This window comes from Rhodococcus sp. SORGH_AS_0303, from assembly GCF_030819335.1.
Classification (GTDB): Bacteria; Actinomycetota; Actinomycetes; order Mycobacteriales; family Mycobacteriaceae; genus Rhodococcoides.
On sequence record NZ_JAUTBO010000001.1, the window covers coordinates 3,965,978 to 3,986,074 of the forward strand.

The window sequence follows — 20,097 nt, forward strand, 5'->3', positions numbered from 1 at the left end:
CTGCGCGACGTTCACGATCGGTGTTCGGTGAACACCCGGCGCAACCCGACGAAGCGCACGACCGTGGCCACGAGGTTCGCGGCCACCAGGACGGACACCTCGACTGCTCGCGATGCATCGGGTACCCACCTGTGGAGGAGTACCAACGAGCCGCTGGTGACCGCCAGCCCGAGGGCGAAGACGACGAGCCCTTGCACGTACTGGCGAACGATCGCATCGGTTCCACGGATTCCGAAGGTGAACCGGCGGTTGATCGCGGTGTTGGCGAGCGTAGAGACCAGGAGCGCGAGCACGTTCGCGGCCTGGGACGACATGACGACTCGGAACACCAGAAACAACAGAACGTACGCGACGGCGCTCGCAGCCCCGACGAGGTAGAAGCGGAACAGCACACTCCGGGTTCCGGATGTCGTAGTCAGAGCATCTCTCCCGTCGGCCTCGAAACGGGGAGCGCAGCCACGCATCGGGCGAACTCACTGTTCGGGTGGCACTGTCGTGCGATCGGGTCGAGATCGACGAGTTCGTCCGCGTCACGCAGAGTCGGAGCTGCACCGACGACGAGGCCGCAGCGCTGCAGGGCGTCCCGGGTGTCGTCCCCGGTGCGGTCGGTGGACATCTCCACTGCTCGCAGCGCCTGCGCATCGGATGCGTCGTGCAGTCCGAGCACCCACCACCCTCCGTCCTCGGCACGGCCCAGGATCGCCGACGACGGTGCCAGAGCCTCACCGATGTCGGTGAGCATCGCGGGGTCGACCTGCGGTGTGTCCATGCCTATCTGCACGACGGGACCGGATCCGGCGGCGTCGTGATGCGCGTGGATCAGCCGTTCCGCAAATCCGTCCCCGCGCTGGTCGATGACGTCGAAGTAGGCCAGTGACTTTCGGATCTCGTCGCTGCGCATCGCCTCGGCCAGGTCGCCGGTCATCGCGACCACCCGCCGGGCAAAAGGAGCCTGCCTTGCCGCGGCAAGCGTGTCGAGCAGCGCCGCAGCCGCCACCGACGCGGCGTCCTCGGCGGTCATGGCGGCCATCAGACGAGTCTTGGCGAAGCCGGGTACCGGCGCTTTCGCGATGACGAGCAGCGTCGCATCCATCATGGAATCACCTTCGCGAAATCCCAGACGGCCACCACCGTGCCGCGAACCGACCCCGACACCTTCGACACTCCCCCGGTACGCGGGCGGTAGGTGATGTCGTGCTCGACCACTGTCCACCCTGCCCGAGCGGCGAGAACCAGCAGCTGCAGCGGGTAACCGGAGCGTCGGTCCGGGACGTCGAGCGAGAGCAGATCCTCGCGGCGTGCCACCCGAAGAGCGCCGATGTCGTGGACGTCGATCTTCAGCCGTCTGCGCAGACGCCAGGCGATGGCCTTGTTGCCGAGGCGGGCGTGCCACGGAGAGCCACTGCGGTGCACCGGGCGGCGCCGACCGACGACGAGTTGGGCGGAGTCCAACGCTGCGACGAGACCGGGCAGCTCGCGCGGGTCCATCGACCCGTCCCCGTCCATGACAGCCACGACGGTCGTTCGGGCAGCGGTGATTCCGGCGTGCACGGCGGAGCCGTACCCGGGAACAGCCTCGACGACCACGTGCGCCCCGTGCGCGCGGGCCACGTCCGCAGTGCCGTCGGTGGAGCCGTTGTCGACGACCAGACGGTGATAGCCGTCGGGCACGGCGTCGAGAACATCGGGAAGAGATTGCGCCTCGTTGCGGCACGGGAGTACGACCGTGACATCGGAAGGATCGATCATCGTCACACCACCGGGGCCGAGCCATCGGATGCCGCCCGAAGCGGTGCCGACGCGAACCGCGTCAGGCCCTCGTCCGGACCGACGGCAGCTCGGAATCCGAGAATCTCGTCGGCCCGATCGGCACCGGCAACGATGTGCCGCACGTCGCCGGGACGGAACTGACCCGTCACCTTCGGCTCGATGCCGCCGCCGTGTGCACGACACAGAATGCGGGCCACATCACCGATCGAGATCGGGTGTCCCGAACAGACGTTGCAGGCCACGAACCCCGCTCCGTCGTGCTCGACGGCGGCAAGGTTGGCGGCGGCGACGTCCCGGACATCGACGAAATCTCGCATCTGCCCACCGTCCTCGTACACAGTCGGTGATTCACCGCCCTCGAGCGATGAGCGGAACATCGCGGCGACACCGGAATACGGTGTGTCACGCGGCATTCGGTCACCGTAGACGTTGTGGTAGCGCAGCGCCGTGACCGATCCGCCCGTCGCCAGCGACCAGGCGAGTGCATAGTTCTCCTGCGCGAGTTTGCTTGCTGCATAGAGACTTCGGGGCTCGAGCGGAGCGTCCTCGTCCACCGTCTCCCACGTCACCGGCTCGTCACCCTCCGGGCACTTCGCATCGAAGACCCCGTTCCGCAGATCCGACGGGTTCCGGGGGCGCGGACGGACGACACCGTGCACGGGGCAGCGGTAGCGACCTTCGCCGTAGACGACCATCGATGACGCGAGAACCAGCTTCCGACACTCGGCTCGGGCCATCGCAGCAAGTACTTCGGCAGTACCCAGGTCGTTGTGGCTGGCGTATGCGGGTGCGTCCGCAGTGCTGACGCCGGCTCCGACGACGGCGGCCTGGTGACACACCACGTCGACCCCCGCCATGACATCGTCCAGAGCGCCGGGGTCGCGGACGTCGACCGTCGTGACGTTCGGCGCGTGCAGTGGCGTCGAGCCGTGCGCCGAGGGTAGGAACGCGTCGACAGCCGTCACGTCGTGGTCGGCCGCCAGTAGTGCTTCGTGAATGTGTTCACCGATGAAACCGGCCGCGCCGGTGAGTAACACGTGCATCGTTTTCTCCTTGTCGTGTCGATCGAGGGGGGGCGGGTCGCTCACCAGTTCGTGTACGTCAGATGGTTGATCGCCAATGCCAGCACGACTTGCGCTGCCAGCCAGAAGCGCACCGAGCGGTCCCCGATCGCGACAGTGGCAACCGTCATCCACACCTGGAACGGCAGCCAGATGCGTTCCGTCTCCGCCTTGCTCAGCCTGCTCAGGTCCGCGAAAGCCACCGCCAGCAGAGCGGCCACCACGAGCAGAGTCACAGGCTCGGCACGTCGCACACGCGGCAGTGACACCACGCGTGACAGGGCGGCGGGCACCGCGAGTCCCACGGCGCAGACCAGAGCCGCGATGTTGCCCCAGCTCCAGTACTGGAACGGACGTGCGGACGCGATTCCCTGCCAATACCGTTCCTGGACGGCCACATACCCGTCGAACCACCAGAAGCCCGACGCGGTGAAGAGGCCGGCGACGACGAGGGCGCCGCCGATCGCCGGTACCAGTGGCCGCACGCGGCGAGAGGCGATCAGGACCGCCAGAGCCGGCAGTCCCATCAGAGCGAGGCCGTAGTTCAGGTAGACCGAGAACCCGAGCAGGAGACCCGCCGCGACGGCCTCGGCATCGTGCCGAGGTCGTCGACCGGCTGCTGCGACGGCCAGAAAGGCGATGCCCCAGGCAGACACACCGGTGAAGAATCCGTCCGCGGAGACACCGATCCAGATCGCGCTGGGAGCGATCACGGCGAACGGGATCAACCGTCGAGCCGTGTCGCGGTCGACGAGCGCCGCCACAGCGACAACCGTGGCCACGGCGGCAGACGACCCGACGATCACACACAACCATGCGGCCGCCGCGCCTCCACCGAGTCCGATGCGGTCCAACCACACGAACGTCAGGATGGCGCCGGGGGGATGGCCGGAGACGTGCGTGGCCCACGAGTCCGCCTGGCCGTCGACGATCCGGTCGGAAAACCCACGCAGCGTGGCCCCGATGTCGTCGATCCCGCCGACTTCGGACAGATACTCGTCGCGGGACGTCAACTTGTCGACGAACCCTCTCTGCCAGCCGTCGACCGCAGCCAGTCCGACGGTCCAGACAAGGGTCGTCGCCCAGGTCACGAGGAGCAGGAGCCGCCACGACATGCGTGCCGCCACGGACGGGCCGAGGATCACCACCAGGACGCCGACGATCACCGCGACCGGGGTACCCGGGCCCACATGAGCGCCCACCCGCCCGAACAGCGGCGCGAGCGACGCGAAATCGTCGAAGTCGAAGCCCATGCCGTCGATCAGCGGAGTGACGACGGCGTTCTCCCGCCGCGCCACGACCACTGCCGCGACGACCAGTGCGGCCGCGAGGAGTGCGCCGATCAGTTCCGGAACTCGAGGAACCCACCCGCGCCGCCGATCCATCGCGGTCGGGCCGCTCACTCGGAAGTCTCGGGGGCCGAACCGTACGGGGGTTTGACGAAGTGAGCGAAATGCCGACCCGCGATCGCGGTCACGCCGACCGGCACCAACCCTTGTGCCGCAGCGAGCGGCGCCAGTGTCTCCGCATCGATGCGCGCCCAGTCGTACCACGGCCCCGCAGTCTCGTCGCTCTCGATACGCAGACATTCGGCAACAAGTCCCGTTCCGGGGGTTGCCACTTCGACGTGAACCGTTCCGCTCTCACAGGCGATGTCGTGCGCACGACCGATGACACGGCCGGGATCCCCTCCGATGCCGATGTTCCCGTCGACGAGAAGCACGGTGTCCCAATGCCCCTCGTGTGGAACGATGTCGAAGATGTCGGCCAGCTCGGCCTTGGCGCCGCGTTCACGGACCAGCGCGACAGCTGCCGGGGACGTGTCCACGCCCATGGCCGACACTCCCCGTCGGCGCAGTTCCTCGACCAAGCGGCCCGGCCCGCACGCGAGATCGATCGTGCGCCCGCGACAAAGGGCAAGCAACGTCTCGTCCACTGCACGGTCGTCCGCGTCCGCGTGCTCGCCGCCGAGCCAACGTCCGACCGGTAACAAGTTCCGTCGGCCGTCCCGGTGCCGCACCCACCACGCGGTACCGGTTGAGGCAGTGTCGAACAGAACATCGAAATTGTCAGGGGCCTCGCCCGCCGAAGTCGCTGTCACGCTTGTCCCTTCTACAGACCCCGACTGGTCCGGCACTTCCTCGATGTGGATGGTTGTCCATTCCCGGTGGACGTCGGCGACAAACGTCGCGTTCAGTCGTTTTCCACGTTCAGGGGCCGTCGCCCGACTCGTCGACACGATCCGGCCCACATCGGTGTCGATGTGGGCCGGGTAGGAGGCAGTGCCTCGTTACTGCGTGTTGACGGTGATCGTGGCGACTCCCACGAGCAGTCCCGGGGTGACGGCGTCGGTCTTGAACGTCTCGTTCAGCAGGCCGGCGGCGGTCTCGGAGATATGCACGGTCGTGCCCTGCAGAATCGCGGTGTTGTTCGGGCCGGTGGCCAGCGGCTCGAGCGTGCGGCCGTCGAGATCGAACAGCACGGCGTCGGTGGCGGCGCTCTCACCGTTGACGGTCACATCACCCATGAGCAGCGAGGTGCCCGGATCGATGACGAAGTTCGTCAGCTCCACCGTGGTACCGCCGGCGGTCAGCGACAATCCGCTGCCTTCGTGGTCGATGGAGCCCTGCACGTACGGATCGACCGTGCCCGGCGTCCAGTACTTGACATTGCCGCCGGTGATCGGGAATCGAAGTGATCCATCCGCGAGGGTCGCCGTGCCCACGGTTCCCGGGGTCAACCCGAGCGTGGTCAGAGCGTCCGTGAAGCCGGTATCGAGCGCAACGGCGGTGTCCACGCCGGTCAAAGCATCGACCTGCGCGGCAGGTTCGGGCTGAGTGGACGTCGATGCGGCGGCGGAGGACGAACTGGACGTCGTCGCTGCCGATCCGCCGTCGTCACTGGACGAGCAGGCGGCCAGCGGAATCAGGGACATCACGCCGATCGCAGTAGCGGCCACGGATTTACGGATGGTGAACATATCAGCTCCTTGTCGTCGGTAATGGTTACTCCACATTCGCCGCGACACGGCCCATGGATGGTGTTCGACCGCAATCGTTCCCGCGGCCACCTGCGTGGCAGCGATGGTGGAACCTCACCCGATCGGACGTAGAACGTTGTAGCACAGCCATTTTCGCGCTACATCTACGCGCCCTGTGTATCCGTCCGGTCGTGGACGCGTGGCATCGCAGGTGACGGCCGCCTCACCGCCGCGAGCACCCGCACCAGGAACACGGCGACGCTGATCGCGACCATGACCGCCACGAGCCACAGCCACCGCTCGAGATACGGGTCACGGTTCAGGCCCGTGGCCGCGACGATGGCAGTGTCGTCGGTGTTCAGGACGCCCGGGAAGAAGACCAGCAGCGTCAGCGCGGCGCCGAGAGCCGGCACCCGGATGTGCTGGCGCACCGAAACCTGTCGAACCGTCCAGTTGCGAGTCGGGCGCGTCGCACGATCCGCCAGCGAGTAGAGCGGATACAGAACGAGGTCGTGCAGGATCGCCGCACCGATGAACCACACGGCGATCGACTGCCACCACCTGTCCGGGTTCCACAGTGCATCCACCCCGAGTGTCAGGACAGCGGCACCGGCGATGACGAAGGACACGACCAGGACGGCCGCATGGGCGACGCCGGCGCCGTAGAGCCGCCTCATCGATCGGCCCCGCCCGCGAAGTCGATCCGCGAGACCCACTTGGTGTTGTGGACGCCGGGGAGCCCGGGGACGATCACCCGTGCCGGAAAGCCGTGGTCGAGCGACAGCGCCGCACCGTTGACGGTCAAGGCGAGAAGCGAATCCGGATGCCACACTTGGTTCTGAGCCAGCGTCGCCTGCGCGAACGCGCCCCCTTGTTCCAGCGACACAACCGTCGCAGCGCCGCCGGACACGCCGGTCAGCCCCGCGAGATCCCGCAGCCGCACCCCGGTCCACTCCTGCGTCGTCGACCACCCCTCGACGCACGCGATCGGCAGGACCGCGGTGTGCTGCTCCATCGCCTCCAGTGCCGTTCGGTCGAGAACCACGCGCGTCGTCCCCGACAGCTCCACACGCCACGAATCCCCGGTCGACGCCGGATCGATCCCCGCCGCGACCGCCGTGCGATTGACCTGAAAGTCGTTCGGTCCGTCGCCGTAGGAGCGGCCGCGGGGCAGCAGCAGTGCAGTCGACCGCAGTGGCCCGTCGATCGTCTGCCCGATGGTGAGTACGGCCAGCAGGCCGCTCCCGCCGGCCACGAGTGCGAGGGCTCCGCGTCGTGAGATGCCCTCCGGTGCACTCTCCTCGCGCACCGGTTCCGTGCCGGCTGCGTCGTTACGTTGCCGGAGCACGTCGGACAGAGGTGTCTGCCGGAGAGTCCTCCACATGACCGGAACCTTGATGGCTACGTGCGCGAGGAAACCGGCGATGAACACCCACGCCCCGAAATAGTGGGCCGCGTAGAAGTCGAAACCGAAGACGTAGTCGTACTGGATGTTGAGCACACCGGTGACGATCTCGAACAGCACACCACCGACGAGCATCAGCAGACTGAGTCGCTCGAGCGCCTGCGCCGGGGATCGGACCGGGGGCCACTGCACCAACTTCGGCATCACCGACCACAACTTCGCGAGCACCAACGGAATGACGACGATGCCGAGCGTGACGTGCAGGCCCTGGTTCAGCCGGTAGATCCATGCCGGATCGGTCGGCCAGTCGAACTGGGGCACTCTCAACCACCCCACGTCCCCGGGGCGGGCTTGTCCGAACTCGGGACCGTAGGCGATGTAGGACAACAGCCCGGTCACGGTGATCACCGGCAGCGACACCAGGAGAACGGCGCCGAACACCGATGTTAACCACGGACCGCGAATCGCACTCCGGAACTGAGGCAGAGGAGGCAACGGCACAACCCTTTCGACTAACCCGACGACTGGTGTACGCCAGCGTCGCACGGCGACGGTCAGTACGCAGGCAACCGGCGCGCGCACGCCGACGGATCACCACCTGGCTGCCATCGCACACGTGACTGCCCGCCACGCCTCGCGCCGTGGATGTCGCGGGCGATCGGCTCGACAGTCCATATCGAGTCGACAGGGACGTCGGTGTCGGCGATTCCAGACCGGGTGGGCCACGAGACTGGCCGTCCTGTCCGACGGCAGCTTCCTCCCTCCAGCAGTGAGCGGGTCTGGATTTACGAGATGTCACCAGACGTTTTCACAAAATATGTGCAGTTCACTGATGTACTCCGCGGTGGAGGCAGGGACTTCCTCGGCAGGCTCGGGGCCGTGAACGTGGGGAGTCGTGTGATGCGTAGGAGTGTTGTTCGTGCTGTTGTCGGGGCTGCTGCTGTGGTCCCGTTGTGTCTGGTAGGTGCGGGGTCGGCGTCGGCTGCTCCGAACGATGTGACGTTCACGGCGGTGGAGGTCGACCCGGGCGACGGCTCGGGGGCGATTCAGATCACGGTGACGGCCAACGTCGTCACTGCCTTCGGCTCGCCCATCTGCACCTTCTCGATCGACGGGGTGTCGGCGCAGTACTCGAGTCCCGGCATTATCTTCATCGGGAGCGTGTTGTCTCAGGGACAGCGCATCCCGAGTTTCCCGGTAGGGCCGTTGGTCGACGGGTTGTATGCGGTGGACGTGTCATGCCAGGGCATCGGTGAGGTGTACTCGGTGACGAATCTGCCGGTGATCGTGGGTGCGTTCGGTGGCGGCGGCGCCACCGGACCTGCCGGACCTGCGGGACCCGCCGGACCTGCCGGACCTGCCGGGCCTGCGGGACCTGCCGGGCCTGCGGGACCTGCCGGGCCCGAAGGCGCACCGGGCACTCCCGGGGCTCCCGGACCTGCCGGGCCTGCGGGACCTGCCGGTGGTCTCGGGAACATTTTCGGGAGCTGAGCTGCGGTAGGTAGTGGATGGCCCGAGCCCGTCAGGGTCCGGGCCATCGCGCGTGCGTGCGGTGGGTGCAGGGTCGGCCTCGTGCCGGCGAGCGAACCCGAGAATGCGGGTGACCGGGCCGCCGTCGCGTCGGCACTGGAGTGTCGTCGCCTCGCCGTCGACAATCCCCCTTCCACGCCCTGATGTTCGAGCGACCAGCGGGCGGGATCGTGCCGCTGTGACGCGTGCCGGTGGTCGAGTGCCGTTACCTGTCAGCGTGCATCGATCCCCCCGCCCGAACGCGTGGTCCAGCACCCACGGTTCGCGTGAACGATCGGGATGCGTTGCGAGAGCGGCATAACATTGATATACATGCGCTATGACAGCACTCCGCGGCACTCCACATCTCGACACGGTGATGGACAGTCCTCCTGCGGCTGACCGCGCGACCGCTGCATGACCGCCGTCGGACGCAGCACCTACGCCAGACTCACAGTCCTCGCAGTCGCCGCGACCGCTCTCGCCGTGGCCGGCGGATCGTATGTCCGCATGGAGTCCCTCCTGGGGGTCGGCCAGTACTCGGTCACACTGCAGCTCAGAGACTCCGGCGGCATCTTCACCAACGCCGAGGTGACATCGCGCGGCATTCCCGTGGGTCGCGTCGGAACGCTGACACTCGTCGACGCGGGGGTCGACGTCGAATTGCTGATCGACGACTCGTCCGATCCGATCTCCGCGGCGACCTCCGCCGCGGTCGCCGCACGCTCCGCCATCGGTGAGCAGTACGTGGACCTGCGGCCTGACACCGACGAGGGCCCTCACCTCCAGGACGGCTCGATCATCGACCGATCGAGGACGACGATTCCCACCCCAGTGGAGAACGTGCTGTCCAACGTCGACGGCCTCGCGCGCAGCATCCCGGTCGACGAACTGCGGACCGTCGTGACCGAACTGGGCGACGGGTTCGACGGCATGGGAGGCGACCTCGCGACACTCGTCGAGTCACTCGACTCGCTCAGTGCGGCGCAGCTCGACGCCCTCCCCGACACGCTGGATCTCGTACGGGACGGGCGCGTCGTGCTCGGCACCCAGTCCGAACAATCCTCCGCGATCATCGATTTCAGCGCGGGGCTCGACGATATCACCGCGCAGCTCCGTGCGAACGACGGTGACCTACGTCGAATAGTCGACAGCGGAATCGACGCTTCCGACGAAACCGGTGCACTGATCACCGGTGCAGGGGCAAGCGTCACATCGATCGCGAACGACGTCGCCTCGGTGGCCGCCGCGGTCAGTCCACGAGCATGGGCCCTTCGGCCGCTGCTGCAGATTCTCCCCCGGACGGCCATGGGGGCCCGAGCTCAGAGCCCCGGTGACGGAACCACCCACTTCGGCCTCGTCGTGGAGACGAACAACCCCCCACCGTGCACAGTGGGATACGAGGCCACCCAGAGAACCCTCGAGCGCGAACGTGCCGCCGATCCGGACTTCGACGAGACGACCCGGGACTTCCCGATCGATCTGTCGGTCGGATGCACAGCACCGCGAGGATCCGTGACGGGCGTCCGAGGTGCCGGCAGTGCGCCCTACATGGATCCCGCCATTCCGCAGCCCTGGGACGACAAGCCCAAGGTCGACCCCGGCGCACTCGACCTCAACCCGATCGCGAACCAGATGGCCACACTGCTCGGTGTCACGGTGCGATGATGCCTGCGACTCGACCGGAGGTGATCGGATGACGACGGTGAGCATGGGAATGCCCAGCCTGCCCGGTGTCGTACGTGCGTCCTCCGCCCTATCGGGTCCGCAGGACATGATGGTGGGCCGTCCCGATGTGCCGCACCTGTTGGACAGTTTCGGTCGCATCGCGCGGGACCTGCGCATCTCGGTCACCGAGAAGTGCTCGCTGCGATGCACCTACTGCATGCCGGCCGAGGGGCTGCCGAACCTGGAGTTCGAGCAACTGCTCACCGCGCAGGAGATCGCCCGCCTCGTCGGCGTCGCCGATCGACTCCTCGGGGTGCGCGAGGTCCGCTTCACCGGCGGCGAGCCGTTGGTCCGCAAGGACATCGTGGACATCATCGCCCTGACCGCTGAGCACGCACCCGGTGTCGAGTTGTCGATGACCACCAACGGCATCGGCCTCGAACGCCGAGCGGAGCGGCTGCGCGCGGCGGGTCTGACCCGGGTCAACGTCTCTCTCGACACGATCGACCGCGAGCACTTCGCGTCGCTGACCCGGCGGGACCGGCTGCCCACGGTGCTCGCCGGTATCGACGGTGCCCTGGCGGCCGGTCTGACGCCGGTCAAGATCAACGCCGTTCTCATGCGCGAGACTCTGCACGGCGCTCGCGATCTGGTGCAGTGGTGCCTGGACCGGGGTGTGGATCTGCGGTTCATCGAGCAGATGCCGCTCGACGCCGACCGGGAGTGGGCCCGTTCGACGATGGTGTCGGCGGCGGAACTGTTGGATGTGCTCGGGGAGCGGTTCACGCTCACCGAGATCGGGCGCACCGATCCGTCCGCGCCGGCCGAGGAGTGGACCGTCAATGGTGGCCCGGCCACGGTGGGGATCATAGCTTCGGTGACCCGCTCGTTCTGCGCCGACTGCGACCGGACCCGGTTGACGGCGGAGGGGACCGTGCGGTCCTGCCTGTTCAGCGACTCCGAGACCGATCTGCGGGTGGCGTTGCGCGGGGGTGCGACCGACGAGGAGATCGCGGACCTCTGGCGTGGAGCGATGTGGAACAAGTGGGCCGGGCACGGGATGGAACGTGAGGACTTCGTGCCGCCGGAACGCTCGATGGGTGCCATCGGTGGTTGAGTCCGTGACGGTGGACGTGCGGTACTTCGCGGGGGCTGCGGACGCTGCGGGCACCACGCAGGAGTCGTACGACCTGAGGGTCGGCGCGACCGTGGCGGACGTGAAGTCGGCGCTGCGTGGACGCCACGGGCAGAAACTGAATCGTGTGCTGGACGTGGCGGTGTTCCTCATCGGCGACGAGATGGTCCGCGACGACGCCTACCCGGTCGGTTCCCGAGTCGACGTCCTCCCGCCCTTCGCCGGCGGCTAGCGGTGTCGACCCGAGACCGCTAGCGGGGTCACTCGACGCCGATCGTCACCTCGGTGGACTTGACGAACGCGGTTGCCTGCTGACCCACTTCGAGGCCGAGGTCTTCGGCCGCCTCTCGTGTGATCGAGGAGGTGACGGTCTGGTCGCCGCCGTCGAGACGTACCTTCACGGTCGCCATCACGCTACCGAGAGTGACCTCGGTGATGGTGCCGACGAGCTGGTTGCGAGTGGACAGTCGCATGATGAATCCTCCTGTGAGAACGATGTTGTGACAGATTTGAGAAAGTGAAGACTACCAACGACACCGAGGAAGCAGCACGTGCTGATTCCTCGGTGTCGCGTGCCCGTGTCGACTGCGCGGCGCACTCACTGCGGAGCGTGCATCGCGTCCACGCGTGCGGGCACGTTCTTGTGCCACGGGGTGGCCGAGTACTCGTCGCGGCGGGCAGCATCGGTCAACTCGTTGGGTGCCACTCCCACGCGGGCCGAACCGGGAAGGTCGAGTCCGAAGCCGTTCGGCAGGGCGATGTGGCCGGGCTGCATGGTGTCCGTGATCTCCACGTGTGCCATCGCCGACCCCTTGGCAGTCGTGATCCGGGCACTGGAACCTTCGGAGAGACCGAGCTTCTCGGCATCGACGGGGCAGATGCGCAAGGCGCCGTTTCCGCCCCGCTTGCGCCACGTGTCGTCACGGAAGATGGTGTTCGCTGTGAACGCGCGTCGCTCGCCGGCGGAGAGAACGAACGGGAATTCGTCGCTGACATGGGACGGGTTCTTGCCCGTCAACGCCGTCAACGACTTCAGCAGGGGTGTGATGGCCAGCTGTATCGGCCGGTTCGCAGCAGGGACATAGTTCCACGCTCCGCCGTCGAGATCGTCCACGGTGATCTCGACGCCTGATCTGTTCTCCAGGATCGCGGTGAACAGGGCCTCGGCGTTGCGATGGCCTGCTGCGCGGACCGAGCCGGGATGTTCGTGGAAGATTTTCTGGGACAACGCCCACATGACCGAGGCCGATGTCGCGCCGTTCGGGAGCGTGGGCCCCAGTGTCGCGTAGAGCAGGTATGCCGCGACCGGGACGGACCTCTTGTCCAGTCTGAGCAGAGCGAGAAAAACGGCGCCGTACACCTTGTGACCGAGCTTCAGCGCTCCGCGCAGCAGCGCGAGCCACCACTGTTCGGTCAGCCCGAGAGCGTCGATCAGCCGTGCGTAGATCTCGGGTTCCGGCAATGTGCCCGGCAGCGGGTCCAGAATCGGTGCCCGGAGCTGAAAACTGTTGCGTGGGAACTCCAGACTGAAGAAGGTAGCCTCCCACTTCTCGAACTGGCTGGACGCAGGCAGCACGTAATCGGCACACCGTGCGGTCTCCGTCATGGCGACATCGATCACGAGGCTGAACTCGAGGTCGTCCATGGCTTGCCGGAAACTCGCCGAGTCGGCCATCGAATGCGCTGGGTTGGACGACTCGATCACCATCGCCCGGAATCTCGCGGGGTGATCGTTCGACACCTCCTCCGCGATGGCGTTACCCGGAACCAAACCGCCGAACATCGGAGTGCCGTGGACCGGTGTGTGTTTCACGTCCAGCGAGTAGTTCACCACCGGCGCCATCCACGAGTGATTCTGCATGGCGCCACTTTTCGCGAAGTTTCCCGTGATCAGCCAGATGAGCTTCTCGAGGTAGGACACCAAGGTGCTGTTGGGGCTCTGCTGGACTCCGAGATCCTCGTACACCGAGACGCTGTCCGCTGTCCCGATGAGATGCGCGGCTCGTCTGATCGACGACTCGCCCACCCCACACGTCCGCGCGTACGCGGAGACGTCGAGTCCGCGGACAGCCGCCACGACCTGCTCGACACCGGCCGTGTGCTCACGGAGGAAGGCGTGGTCCATCATTCCGTCGTCGATGATGACGGCCAGAACGGCAGCGAGGCACCAGGCATCGGTTCCCGGCTTGACCTGGAGATGGAGGTCGGCGCGCTCCGCTGTCTCCGTACGCACCGGGTCCAGAACGATCATCGATCTGTTCGGGTCCTTGACGATCTCCTGCAACACGGTGCGCGCCCGAGCGACACCGTGAGACTGCCACGGATTCTTTCCGAGGAAGACGCTGACCTGCGCGCGGTCGAAGTCGCCCACCGTGTGCCCACCGGTGAGGTGCGCGTCCACCCAGGCTTCACCGGTCTTCTCCTGCGCAATGGCGTTCGATCTGTACCTCGCGCCGAGTCCGCGCATCATGGCACCGGCGTACGCGCCACCCAGATGGTTTCCCTGTCCTCCACCCCCGCAGAAGAAGATGCTCTCGCCGCCGTGTTCGTCGCGCACGGCCCGCAGACGGTGTGCGATCTCGCTGATCGCCGTGTCCCAGTCGATCGGGCTGTAGGTGCCGTCGGCTTCGCGTCGCATGGGGGTGTCCAGTCGTGACCCGCCGTTCTGGTAGTGATCCAGTCGAAGCGCCTTGTTGCACGTGTACCCCAGCGACTTGGGATGTTCCTTGTCGCCACGTATCTTGGCAATACTTCGGCCTTCCATGGAAACGGTGATGCCGCAGTTGTTCTCGCACAGAATGCACGCGGTCTTCTGCCAGCCGGTGCCGTTCTCGTCCGTCACGATCGTCTCCAGTCGGTGTATGTGGTGATCGTCGCCGCGCATGATCGACTCGATCTGTCGGTCGAGGGTGGGTTGCTAGGTCACGACTCGCCTACAGCAGCGTCACCCGGCCCTGATGGCGAGTGTCGCGGGGACCGGGTGGCGATGACAAGAGGTATCGGTACACGTTCGCGTCGGACATGCTGTGCATGCGCACATATCACGCATCCTGCCGACTCTTGTCACGAGATGCGTTGCGCTGCATCCGTTCCTCTGTACTATGGCGATCGACATAGAATGGGGTTTTCATGACTTACGTGGTGGCGGAGCCGTGCGTCGATGTTCTGGACAGGGCCTGCATCGAGGAGTGCCCGGTCGACTGCATGTATCAGGGTGACCGCATGCTCTACATACATCCGGACGAATGCGTCGACTGCGGAGCGTGTGAACCGGTGTGTCCGGTGGAGGCGATCTTCTACGAGGAGGACGTGCCCACCCAGTGGTCCGCGTACATCTCGACCAACGTGGACTTCTTCGACATCATCGGATCTCCGGGCGGCGCAGCGAAGTTCGGTGCCACCGGCGTGGACACGGACCTCGTGTCCGCGGTCGTCGTCGGCGCACCCTCGCCGTGATGCCGTCGGCACCGAGCCTGCGGACGGTGGAGCAGCACCGAAGGATCATCGCCGGCCTGATCTCGCGTACGCCGACAGTGCTGACACCGCTCTCGGCGGCCACGGGACTCGTCCTGGCCGAGGAAGTGACCGCGTCGATCCCGCTTCCGCCGTTCGACAACTCAGCAGTCGACGGATATGCGGTGCATACCGCTGACCTGGCCACTGCCGGAGCGGACGCGCTGGTTCGGCTCCCCGTGTCCCACCTGATACCCGCAGGACACCCGGTACCGAAAGAGCTGCGCGCGGGAACGGTGGCGCGCATCATGACCGGCGCACCCCTTCCTGTCGGGGCCGATGCGGTGGTTCCGGTGGAGGACGCTCGGTACGACGGGCTGCAGGTGGCGTTTCGTCGTCCCGGCACGCTCGGTGCGCACGTGCGGCGGACCGGCGAGGACCTCATGCCTCCAGAGCGGCTCTTCGGTGCGGGTACGGTCCTGACGCCGTCGCGGATCGGACTGCTGGCCGCGTCCGGTGTGGGGCAGGTTCTCGTGCATCGCCGAATCCGTGTCGCCGTGGTGTCGACCGGCGCCGAGATCGTCGACACCTCCGCTCCCCTGCGACACGGTTCGATCCACGATGCGAACTCGGCACTCCTGTCCGCCGCGGTCGAGGACTGCGGCGCCGAACTCGTCGCCTGTGTCGCCGTGTCGGATTCGGTGAACCGGCTTCGTGCACACCTCGAAGACCTCGGAGCACGGGCGGACGTCGTCATCACCTCGGGCGGAGTCAGCACGGGGGATCACGAGGTGGTCAAGCAGACGCTCACGCCCCACGGCGTGCGTTTCACCGGCGTCTCGATGTCGCCCGGGCGGCCGCAGGGTGCCGGGACCGCCTTCGGTACGACTCTGCTGACGTTTCCCGGCAACCCCCTCGCGGCCTACGCCTCGTTCGAACTCCTCGCGCGACCGATTCTCCGGCGCGCCATGGGTCTGGTGCCGGACAACAGGCCCACCGTGCAGATACCTCTGGCCGACCCGCTGGTCAGGAGGCCCGGCCGACACACTCTGGATCTCGCCGCCGAACGCCCCGACGGGTCGCTCGCTCTTCTCACCGGTTCGGGACGACACGGACTCGGGGCGGTACGGGAGGCGCGCTGTCTCGTGGAGCTGGACGGCGAGGTTCCTTCCCTCGATGCCGGCGCGACGGTCACGGCGACAGTGCTCTGATCGAGCGGCCACATCTGATCACCACGAGCGGAAGAGACGGTTCATGGTCCAGAGCAACACCACTGGCGGGCGGCCGAAGACGGAGCGCCCGCCGTATCGACACGCCGCTGCCGGTACGCCGGGTGCTGCTTCAGCATCCGACGTGGGCGACAGGCGCCCGAGGACAACGGTTCTCGCCAGGATCTCGAGCGATCCCATCGATCCAGCGGAGGTCGCCGACGCCGTCACCGGCCCCGAACGCGGCGCCGTGCTGGTGTTCTGGGGAGTCGTGCGCGACCACGACCACGGCGAGTCGGTGTCCGCACTCGAGTACCGAGCCCACCCCGACGCCGAGAAGTTCCTCCGGCGCTGCTGCGAGGACGTGGCCGCGTCGTCGGGCCTGCCGACGGCGGCCGTGCATCGCGTCGGCGACCTCACGATCGGTGACACCGCTCTCGTCGCCGCGGTCGCATCCCCGCACCGCGCCGAGGCGTTCGCAGCGTTGCAGGCGTTGGTCGATCGCATCAAGACCGAGGTACCCATCTGGAAACGCCAGCAGTTCCCCGGCGGCACCAGCGAGTGGGTGGGTCTCTGAGGTCGCGCTCACTCGGAATGCGCTCGACCGCCCCACGAGGCCGAGACGGCGTCGCGGACACGAGCGCGGTCAATCGTCGAGAATTCGGGGGTCGAGTACACGCCGCATCAGGTCCCGGGCGACGCTGCTGATGGGTTGCGATTCGGCGTACGCGTGCCCGCGGAGCCGAACCGCCGCATCGTCGATCGGGATACGCAACCGGGCAGCGAGCATCCCCATGGCCGAGTGCACCTCCGGCGCGGTGCGGTACAACTCCAGTGACCCGATGGTCGACTCCCCGGCAGCCAGCGCGAACGCGAACAACGTGCGCACCTCGAGTACCGCCTCGACCCGATGCGTTCAGTCGGTACGACCGGCCCACATGATTCTCGCAACCCGGATGTGGTTGCAGGACTGCGTCAGGACATGACGCCTGTGAACTTGGGTCGCCGCTTCTCCATGAAGGCGCGCCCACCTTCCACGGCATCGTCCGAGCCCGCGCACATGGCCACGAAAGCCTCGGCCTCGGAGAGCATCTCCGGGTAGAGGTCGCTCGCGAGGGCCACCTTCGCAGCCCGCACCGACATGGGTGAATTGGCCGCGATGGTCGTCGCGAGTGTGCGTACGGCCTCGTGCAACTGGTCTTTCGGAACCACCCGATTCACGAGACCGATGGAGAGCGCGGTCTCTGCCGTGACGCGACCGCCGGTGTACAGCATCTCGGCGGCGTGACCGGAGCCGACCATGCGCTGCAGCACGCGCGTCGGCGGAACCGGGTATGCAATTCCCAGACGTGCGGCGGGAATCGCGAACGCGCACGCCTCATCGGCGATGCGGATGTCCGCGGTGAGCGCGACGGCGACGCCGGCGCCCATGCAGAAGCCGTGCACCATCGCGATGGTCGGCGTGTGCATGGCGGCGAGTCCGAAGAACAACGCGGCAATGGCGTCGTCGGCGGCCTGCTTGGCATCGGTGGAACCGTGCTGCGATTCGAACTCCGAGATGTCGGCTCCGGAGACGAATGCCTCCGAACCTTCCCCGCGCAGCACGATGGCGCGGATGTCGGGGCGTGTGTCCAGCTCTTGCAGTCGCGCGTGCAGATCGCGCATCATCGCTGCGCTCAATGCGTTGCGACGGGTCGGATTGCTGATCACGGCCCATGCGACCGCACCGTCGATCTCGACGGAGACAGAGCCTTTCTGCTCCACTGTGGCAGTCATGACAGGCCGTTTCGACGAACTTCTGGGTGCTCCATGCATGAATTTTAGATTCGGGCCTTCCACCGAGAGCGCGGCCGAACCATTGTCTGGCGGTCTCACAACCCGGCCGCAGTATCCCGTGGTCGTGACCGCGCATTCCTGCTCCGGGTCACCTCCCGCGCACCCACACGTCACTAGTCGGTCTGCATCCGACGAGCATCGACCGGACGTCCTGTGGTCGCGCGTTGCGACATATCGCGCCAGGGGTCCAGCAGCAGCGTACGGTGAGGCGCGTCCGGTGAAGTCATCACCGCGCAGCGTCCTCCGCGCACGTCGACAGGTGTCATGACTGCACCACAGAGGACTCCGCATGACGGATTCGGGCACGTCCGGCCTGCCCCCGGACGATCACAGCGCCGCGGCCGCACTGGCCGCCGCGAACGCTTTCGACGACGAGATCGCGGGAGCGTTGTCGTCCCGCACGGCCAGTGGTGTCCGCACGGCGATCACGATGCGATACTTCGCCGCGGACACCTTCGACGCATTGGACGTCTTTCGTGGACTCCTGCTGTCGCACAGTCGGTTCGAGATCCTCCTCCAGGGCTTGTGCGAACAGGCGGTCGCCGCGATCCCCGGAGCGGACATGGCCGGGGTGACCCTCCTGCATCACGACGCGGCGAACCCTGAGACCGCGGCACGGTCGGATTCCCGAGTCAGCGACATCGATGCCGATCAGTACCGCGTGAATGAGGGGCCCTGCCTCGAAGCCGCCCGGACCGGGCGCATCGTGTGCGTGCACGTCGAGGATGCTGCGGCGCGATGGCCGCTCTTCGCCGCGGCAGCCTCCGAGGCCGGTGTGCGCAGCTTCCTGTCGGCACCCCTGGATGTGGATTCCGAACATGCGGGATCGCTGAACATCTACAGCTTCGGCGACCACGGCTTCAGCGACATCGACGAGGTGCTGGTCACGGTCCTCGTGACCGCCGTGGAGGTCGCGGTGTGGGAATCGCGGCACACCGCGGACGCTCGCGAAGAGTCAGGCAACCTCCGCAGAGCGATGGAGGACCCGCGCCTGCATCGAACAGGCGAAGGGCATCGTCATGGCAGTGCGGGGTATCACCGCGGACGCGGCCTTCGCCGCTCTGGTCGAGCAATCGCAACGAGAGAACGTGCGTGTGTCGGTGCTTGCGGAACGCACGGTCACCTCGGTCGTGGCGGTACCGCTGTGACCCTTGATCGCGCACGCGAACAGGACGTCGACCGACGATCCGTCCAGGTCACCGCCGCCCGCAACGGGACTGTACTCATTGTGTCGGTCCGCGGCGATCTGGACCTCGAGTCCACGCCGATGCTGACAGCGGAACTCGACCGGGCATTGTCCGAGACGGCGCCCTCCGCAGTCATCATCGACCTGACCGACGTCGACTTTCTCTCCTCCACCGGCATGACGGCCCTCGTCGACACGCACCGCCGACTCGGCGCACTCGTCGCGCTCGCTGTCGTCTCGAACAGGCCCGCCACCACCCGCCCACTGACGCTGGTCGGGATGGACGAGATACTGACACTGCACGCCGACCTCGAGTCGGCACTGGCCGCGGTGACGTCCTGAACGGTCGCGCGGCAGGCGTGCTGGATGCGACGCACGGAGGTACCGCGGACGGAACCGTCCGCCCGAGCGCCCGGAACCCGGACTTCGTCGTGTCCGGTGTCCCCGCCGATGCCCTGTGCATCGGCGCCGTACGCAGAGCGCTCGCCGCCTGGCTTCACATCCTGCCGTTCGACGACGCCTGCAGAGCCGATGTGGTGCTGGCGGTGTACGAAGCGATGGCCAATGTCGTCGACCACGCGTACCTCGACACGGACGGTGTCGGCACGATGCAGATCAGCGTCACCTTCTCGATGGACGACGGCACGCTGGACGTGACCGTCGCTGATCTCGGACAGTGGAAACTGCCGGTGCACAACGCTCTTCGCGGTAACGGTCTGCGACTCGTCGCAGCATTGAGCACCTCGTCGACAGTGGATCACTCGGGCACGGGGACCACCGTCCGCGCGACGTGGTCCTCGATGGCGCGTCAGCACCCGGAGTCCGCATTCCACTGACTGAGCGCTCCGGATGACCCACTCGCGCAGCTCACCTGGATCCGTGGCAT

General features: G+C 66.9%; 23 protein-coding genes and 1 pseudogene. 11 read left to right on the forward strand and 13 right to left on the reverse strand.

Annotation, left to right across the window (positions count from 1 at the left end):
- Positions 1–11: 11 nt before the first annotated feature.
- The 9 genes from QE449_RS18835 to QE449_RS18875 form a co-directional block, all read right to left on the reverse strand.
- Positions 12–392 (reverse strand): GtrA family protein, encoded by a 381-nt coding sequence (locus QE449_RS18835; RefSeq protein ID WP_307109390.1) that lies wholly within the window; start codon positions 390–392, stop codon positions 12–14.
- 23 nt (positions 393–415) lie between these two features.
- The gene (locus QE449_RS18840; protein ID WP_307109391.1) at positions 416–1,096 is read right to left on the reverse strand and encodes a DUF2064 domain-containing protein; all 681 of its coding nucleotides are present in this window, start codon (positions 1,094–1,096) and stop codon (positions 416–418) included.
- Positions 1,093–1,749 carry a glycosyltransferase family 2 protein gene (locus tag QE449_RS18845; protein ID WP_042574386.1) on the reverse strand — a complete coding sequence of 219 codons (657 nt, stop codon included), beginning with the start codon at positions 1,747–1,749 and terminating at the stop codon, positions 1,093–1,095. Before QE449_RS18845 ends, QE449_RS18840 begins: the two co-directional genes overlap by 4 nt.
- Positions 1,750–1,751: 2 nt before the next feature.
- Positions 1,752–2,813: an NAD(P)-dependent oxidoreductase gene (locus QE449_RS18850; RefSeq protein ID WP_056070768.1), complete on the reverse strand. Its 1,062-nt coding sequence runs from the start codon at positions 2,811–2,813 to the stop codon at positions 1,752–1,754.
- Between the two features lie 41 nt (positions 2,814–2,854).
- Positions 2,855–4,216 carry a hypothetical protein gene (locus QE449_RS18855; protein ID WP_307109755.1) on the reverse strand — a complete coding sequence of 454 codons (1,362 nt, stop codon included), beginning with the start codon at positions 4,214–4,216 and terminating at the stop codon, positions 2,855–2,857.
- Between the two features lie 14 nt (positions 4,217–4,230).
- Positions 4,231–5,082, reverse strand: coding sequence for a class I SAM-dependent methyltransferase (locus tag QE449_RS18860; protein ID WP_307109392.1), 852 nt, complete (start codon positions 5,080–5,082; stop codon positions 4,231–4,233).
- A gap of 39 nt (positions 5,083–5,121) precedes the next feature.
- Positions 5,122–5,811, reverse strand: coding sequence for a hypothetical protein (locus tag QE449_RS18865; protein WP_222650878.1), 690 nt, complete (start codon positions 5,809–5,811; stop codon positions 5,122–5,124).
- Between the two features lie 164 nt (positions 5,812–5,975).
- Positions 5,976–6,488: a hypothetical protein gene (locus QE449_RS18870; RefSeq protein WP_307109393.1), complete on the reverse strand. Its 513-nt coding sequence runs from the start codon at positions 6,486–6,488 to the stop codon at positions 5,976–5,978.
- The gene (locus QE449_RS18875; RefSeq protein ID WP_307109394.1) at positions 6,485–7,717 is read right to left on the reverse strand and encodes a molybdopterin-dependent oxidoreductase; all 1,233 of its coding nucleotides are present in this window, start codon (positions 7,715–7,717) and stop codon (positions 6,485–6,487) included. Before QE449_RS18875 ends, QE449_RS18870 begins: the two co-directional genes overlap by 4 nt.
- A 790-nt stretch (positions 7,718–8,507) precedes the next feature.
- On the opposite strand from QE449_RS18875, the gene QE449_RS18880 reads away from it, so the two are divergent.
- From QE449_RS18880 to QE449_RS18895, 4 genes are all read left to right on the forward strand, one after another.
- A complete protein-coding gene (locus tag QE449_RS18880) occupies positions 8,508–8,717 on the forward strand; it encodes a hypothetical protein (protein ID WP_307109395.1) in 210 nt (69 codons plus the stop codon).
- 425 nt (positions 8,718–9,142) lie between these two features.
- On the forward strand, positions 9,143–10,393 hold the full coding sequence (locus QE449_RS18885; RefSeq protein ID WP_307109396.1) for an MCE family protein: 1,251 nt from the start codon (positions 9,143–9,145) through the stop codon (positions 10,391–10,393).
- A 28-nt stretch (positions 10,394–10,421) separates the two neighbouring features.
- On the forward strand, positions 10,422–11,510 hold the full coding sequence (moaA, locus tag QE449_RS18890; protein WP_307109397.1) for a GTP 3',8-cyclase MoaA: 1,089 nt from the start codon (positions 10,422–10,424) through the stop codon (positions 11,508–11,510).
- Positions 11,494–11,760 carry a MoaD/ThiS family protein gene (locus tag QE449_RS18895; protein ID WP_307109398.1) on the forward strand — a complete coding sequence of 89 codons (267 nt, stop codon included), beginning with the start codon at positions 11,494–11,496 and terminating at the stop codon, positions 11,758–11,760. The genes moaA and QE449_RS18895 overlap by 17 nt, the downstream gene beginning before the upstream one ends.
- Positions 11,761–11,788: 28 nt before the next feature.
- Here QE449_RS18895 and QE449_RS18900 read toward each other — a convergent pair whose 3' ends face one another.
- Together QE449_RS18900 and QE449_RS18905 are read right to left on the reverse strand one after the other, a co-directional pair.
- Positions 11,789–12,001, reverse strand: coding sequence for a molybdopterin-binding protein (locus QE449_RS18900; RefSeq protein ID WP_027507116.1), 213 nt, complete (start codon positions 11,999–12,001; stop codon positions 11,789–11,791).
- 125 nt (positions 12,002–12,126) lie between these two features.
- Positions 12,127–14,370, reverse strand: a complete 2,244-nt coding sequence (locus tag QE449_RS18905; RefSeq protein WP_307109399.1) for a molybdopterin-dependent oxidoreductase — start codon at positions 14,368–14,370, stop codon at positions 12,127–12,129.
- 287 nt (positions 14,371–14,657) lie between these two features.
- On the opposite strand from QE449_RS18905, the gene fdxA reads away from it, so the two are divergent.
- The 3 genes from fdxA to QE449_RS18920 all read left to right on the forward strand — a co-directional run bounded on the left by fdxA (position 14,658) and on the right by QE449_RS18920 (position 16,766).
- Entirely contained in the window at positions 14,658–14,984 is a 327-nt protein-coding gene (fdxA, locus tag QE449_RS18910; RefSeq protein ID WP_307109400.1) for a ferredoxin, read from the forward strand.
- Complete coding sequence (glp, locus tag QE449_RS18915; protein ID WP_307109401.1) at positions 14,984–16,192, forward strand: gephyrin-like molybdotransferase Glp; 1,209 nt, start codon at positions 14,984–14,986, stop codon at positions 16,190–16,192. Before fdxA ends, glp begins: the two co-directional genes overlap by 1 nt.
- Before the next feature lie 142 nt (positions 16,193–16,334).
- Complete coding sequence (locus QE449_RS18920) at positions 16,335–16,766, forward strand: molybdenum cofactor biosynthesis protein MoaE (RefSeq protein ID WP_307109756.1); 432 nt, start codon at positions 16,335–16,337, stop codon at positions 16,764–16,766.
- A 69-nt stretch (positions 16,767–16,835) separates the two neighbouring features.
- Here QE449_RS18920 and QE449_RS18925 read toward each other — a convergent pair whose 3' ends face one another.
- The gene (locus QE449_RS18925) at positions 16,836–17,078 is read right to left on the reverse strand and encodes a hypothetical protein (RefSeq protein WP_307109402.1); all 243 of its coding nucleotides are present in this window, start codon (positions 17,076–17,078) and stop codon (positions 16,836–16,838) included.
- A gap of 86 nt (positions 17,079–17,164) precedes the next feature.
- Entirely contained in the window at positions 17,165–17,965 is an 801-nt protein-coding gene (locus QE449_RS18930; protein ID WP_307095920.1) for an enoyl-CoA hydratase-related protein, read from the reverse strand.
- Between the two features lie 490 nt (positions 17,966–18,455).
- Here QE449_RS18930 and QE449_RS21480 point away from each other — a divergent pair.
- The 4 genes and pseudogenes from QE449_RS21480 to QE449_RS18940 all read left to right on the forward strand — a co-directional run.
- Positions 18,456–18,932 (forward strand): annotated as a pseudogene (locus QE449_RS21480) (GAF domain-containing protein); the annotation flags it as partial.
- 112 nt (positions 18,933–19,044) lie between these two features.
- The gene (locus QE449_RS21485) at positions 19,045–19,173 is read left to right on the forward strand and encodes an ANTAR domain-containing protein (protein WP_373428401.1); all 129 of its coding nucleotides are present in this window, start codon (positions 19,045–19,047) and stop codon (positions 19,171–19,173) included.
- Positions 19,170–19,553 carry an STAS domain-containing protein gene (locus QE449_RS21490; protein WP_222626852.1) on the forward strand — a complete coding sequence of 128 codons (384 nt, stop codon included), beginning with the start codon at positions 19,170–19,172 and terminating at the stop codon, positions 19,551–19,553. Before QE449_RS21485 ends, QE449_RS21490 begins: the two co-directional genes overlap by 4 nt.
- Positions 19,554–19,570: 17 nt before the next feature.
- Positions 19,571–20,047: an ATP-binding protein gene (locus QE449_RS18940; RefSeq protein ID WP_307109404.1), complete on the forward strand. Its 477-nt coding sequence runs from the start codon at positions 19,571–19,573 to the stop codon at positions 20,045–20,047.
- The last annotated feature ends 50 nt before the right edge of the window (positions 20,048–20,097 follow it).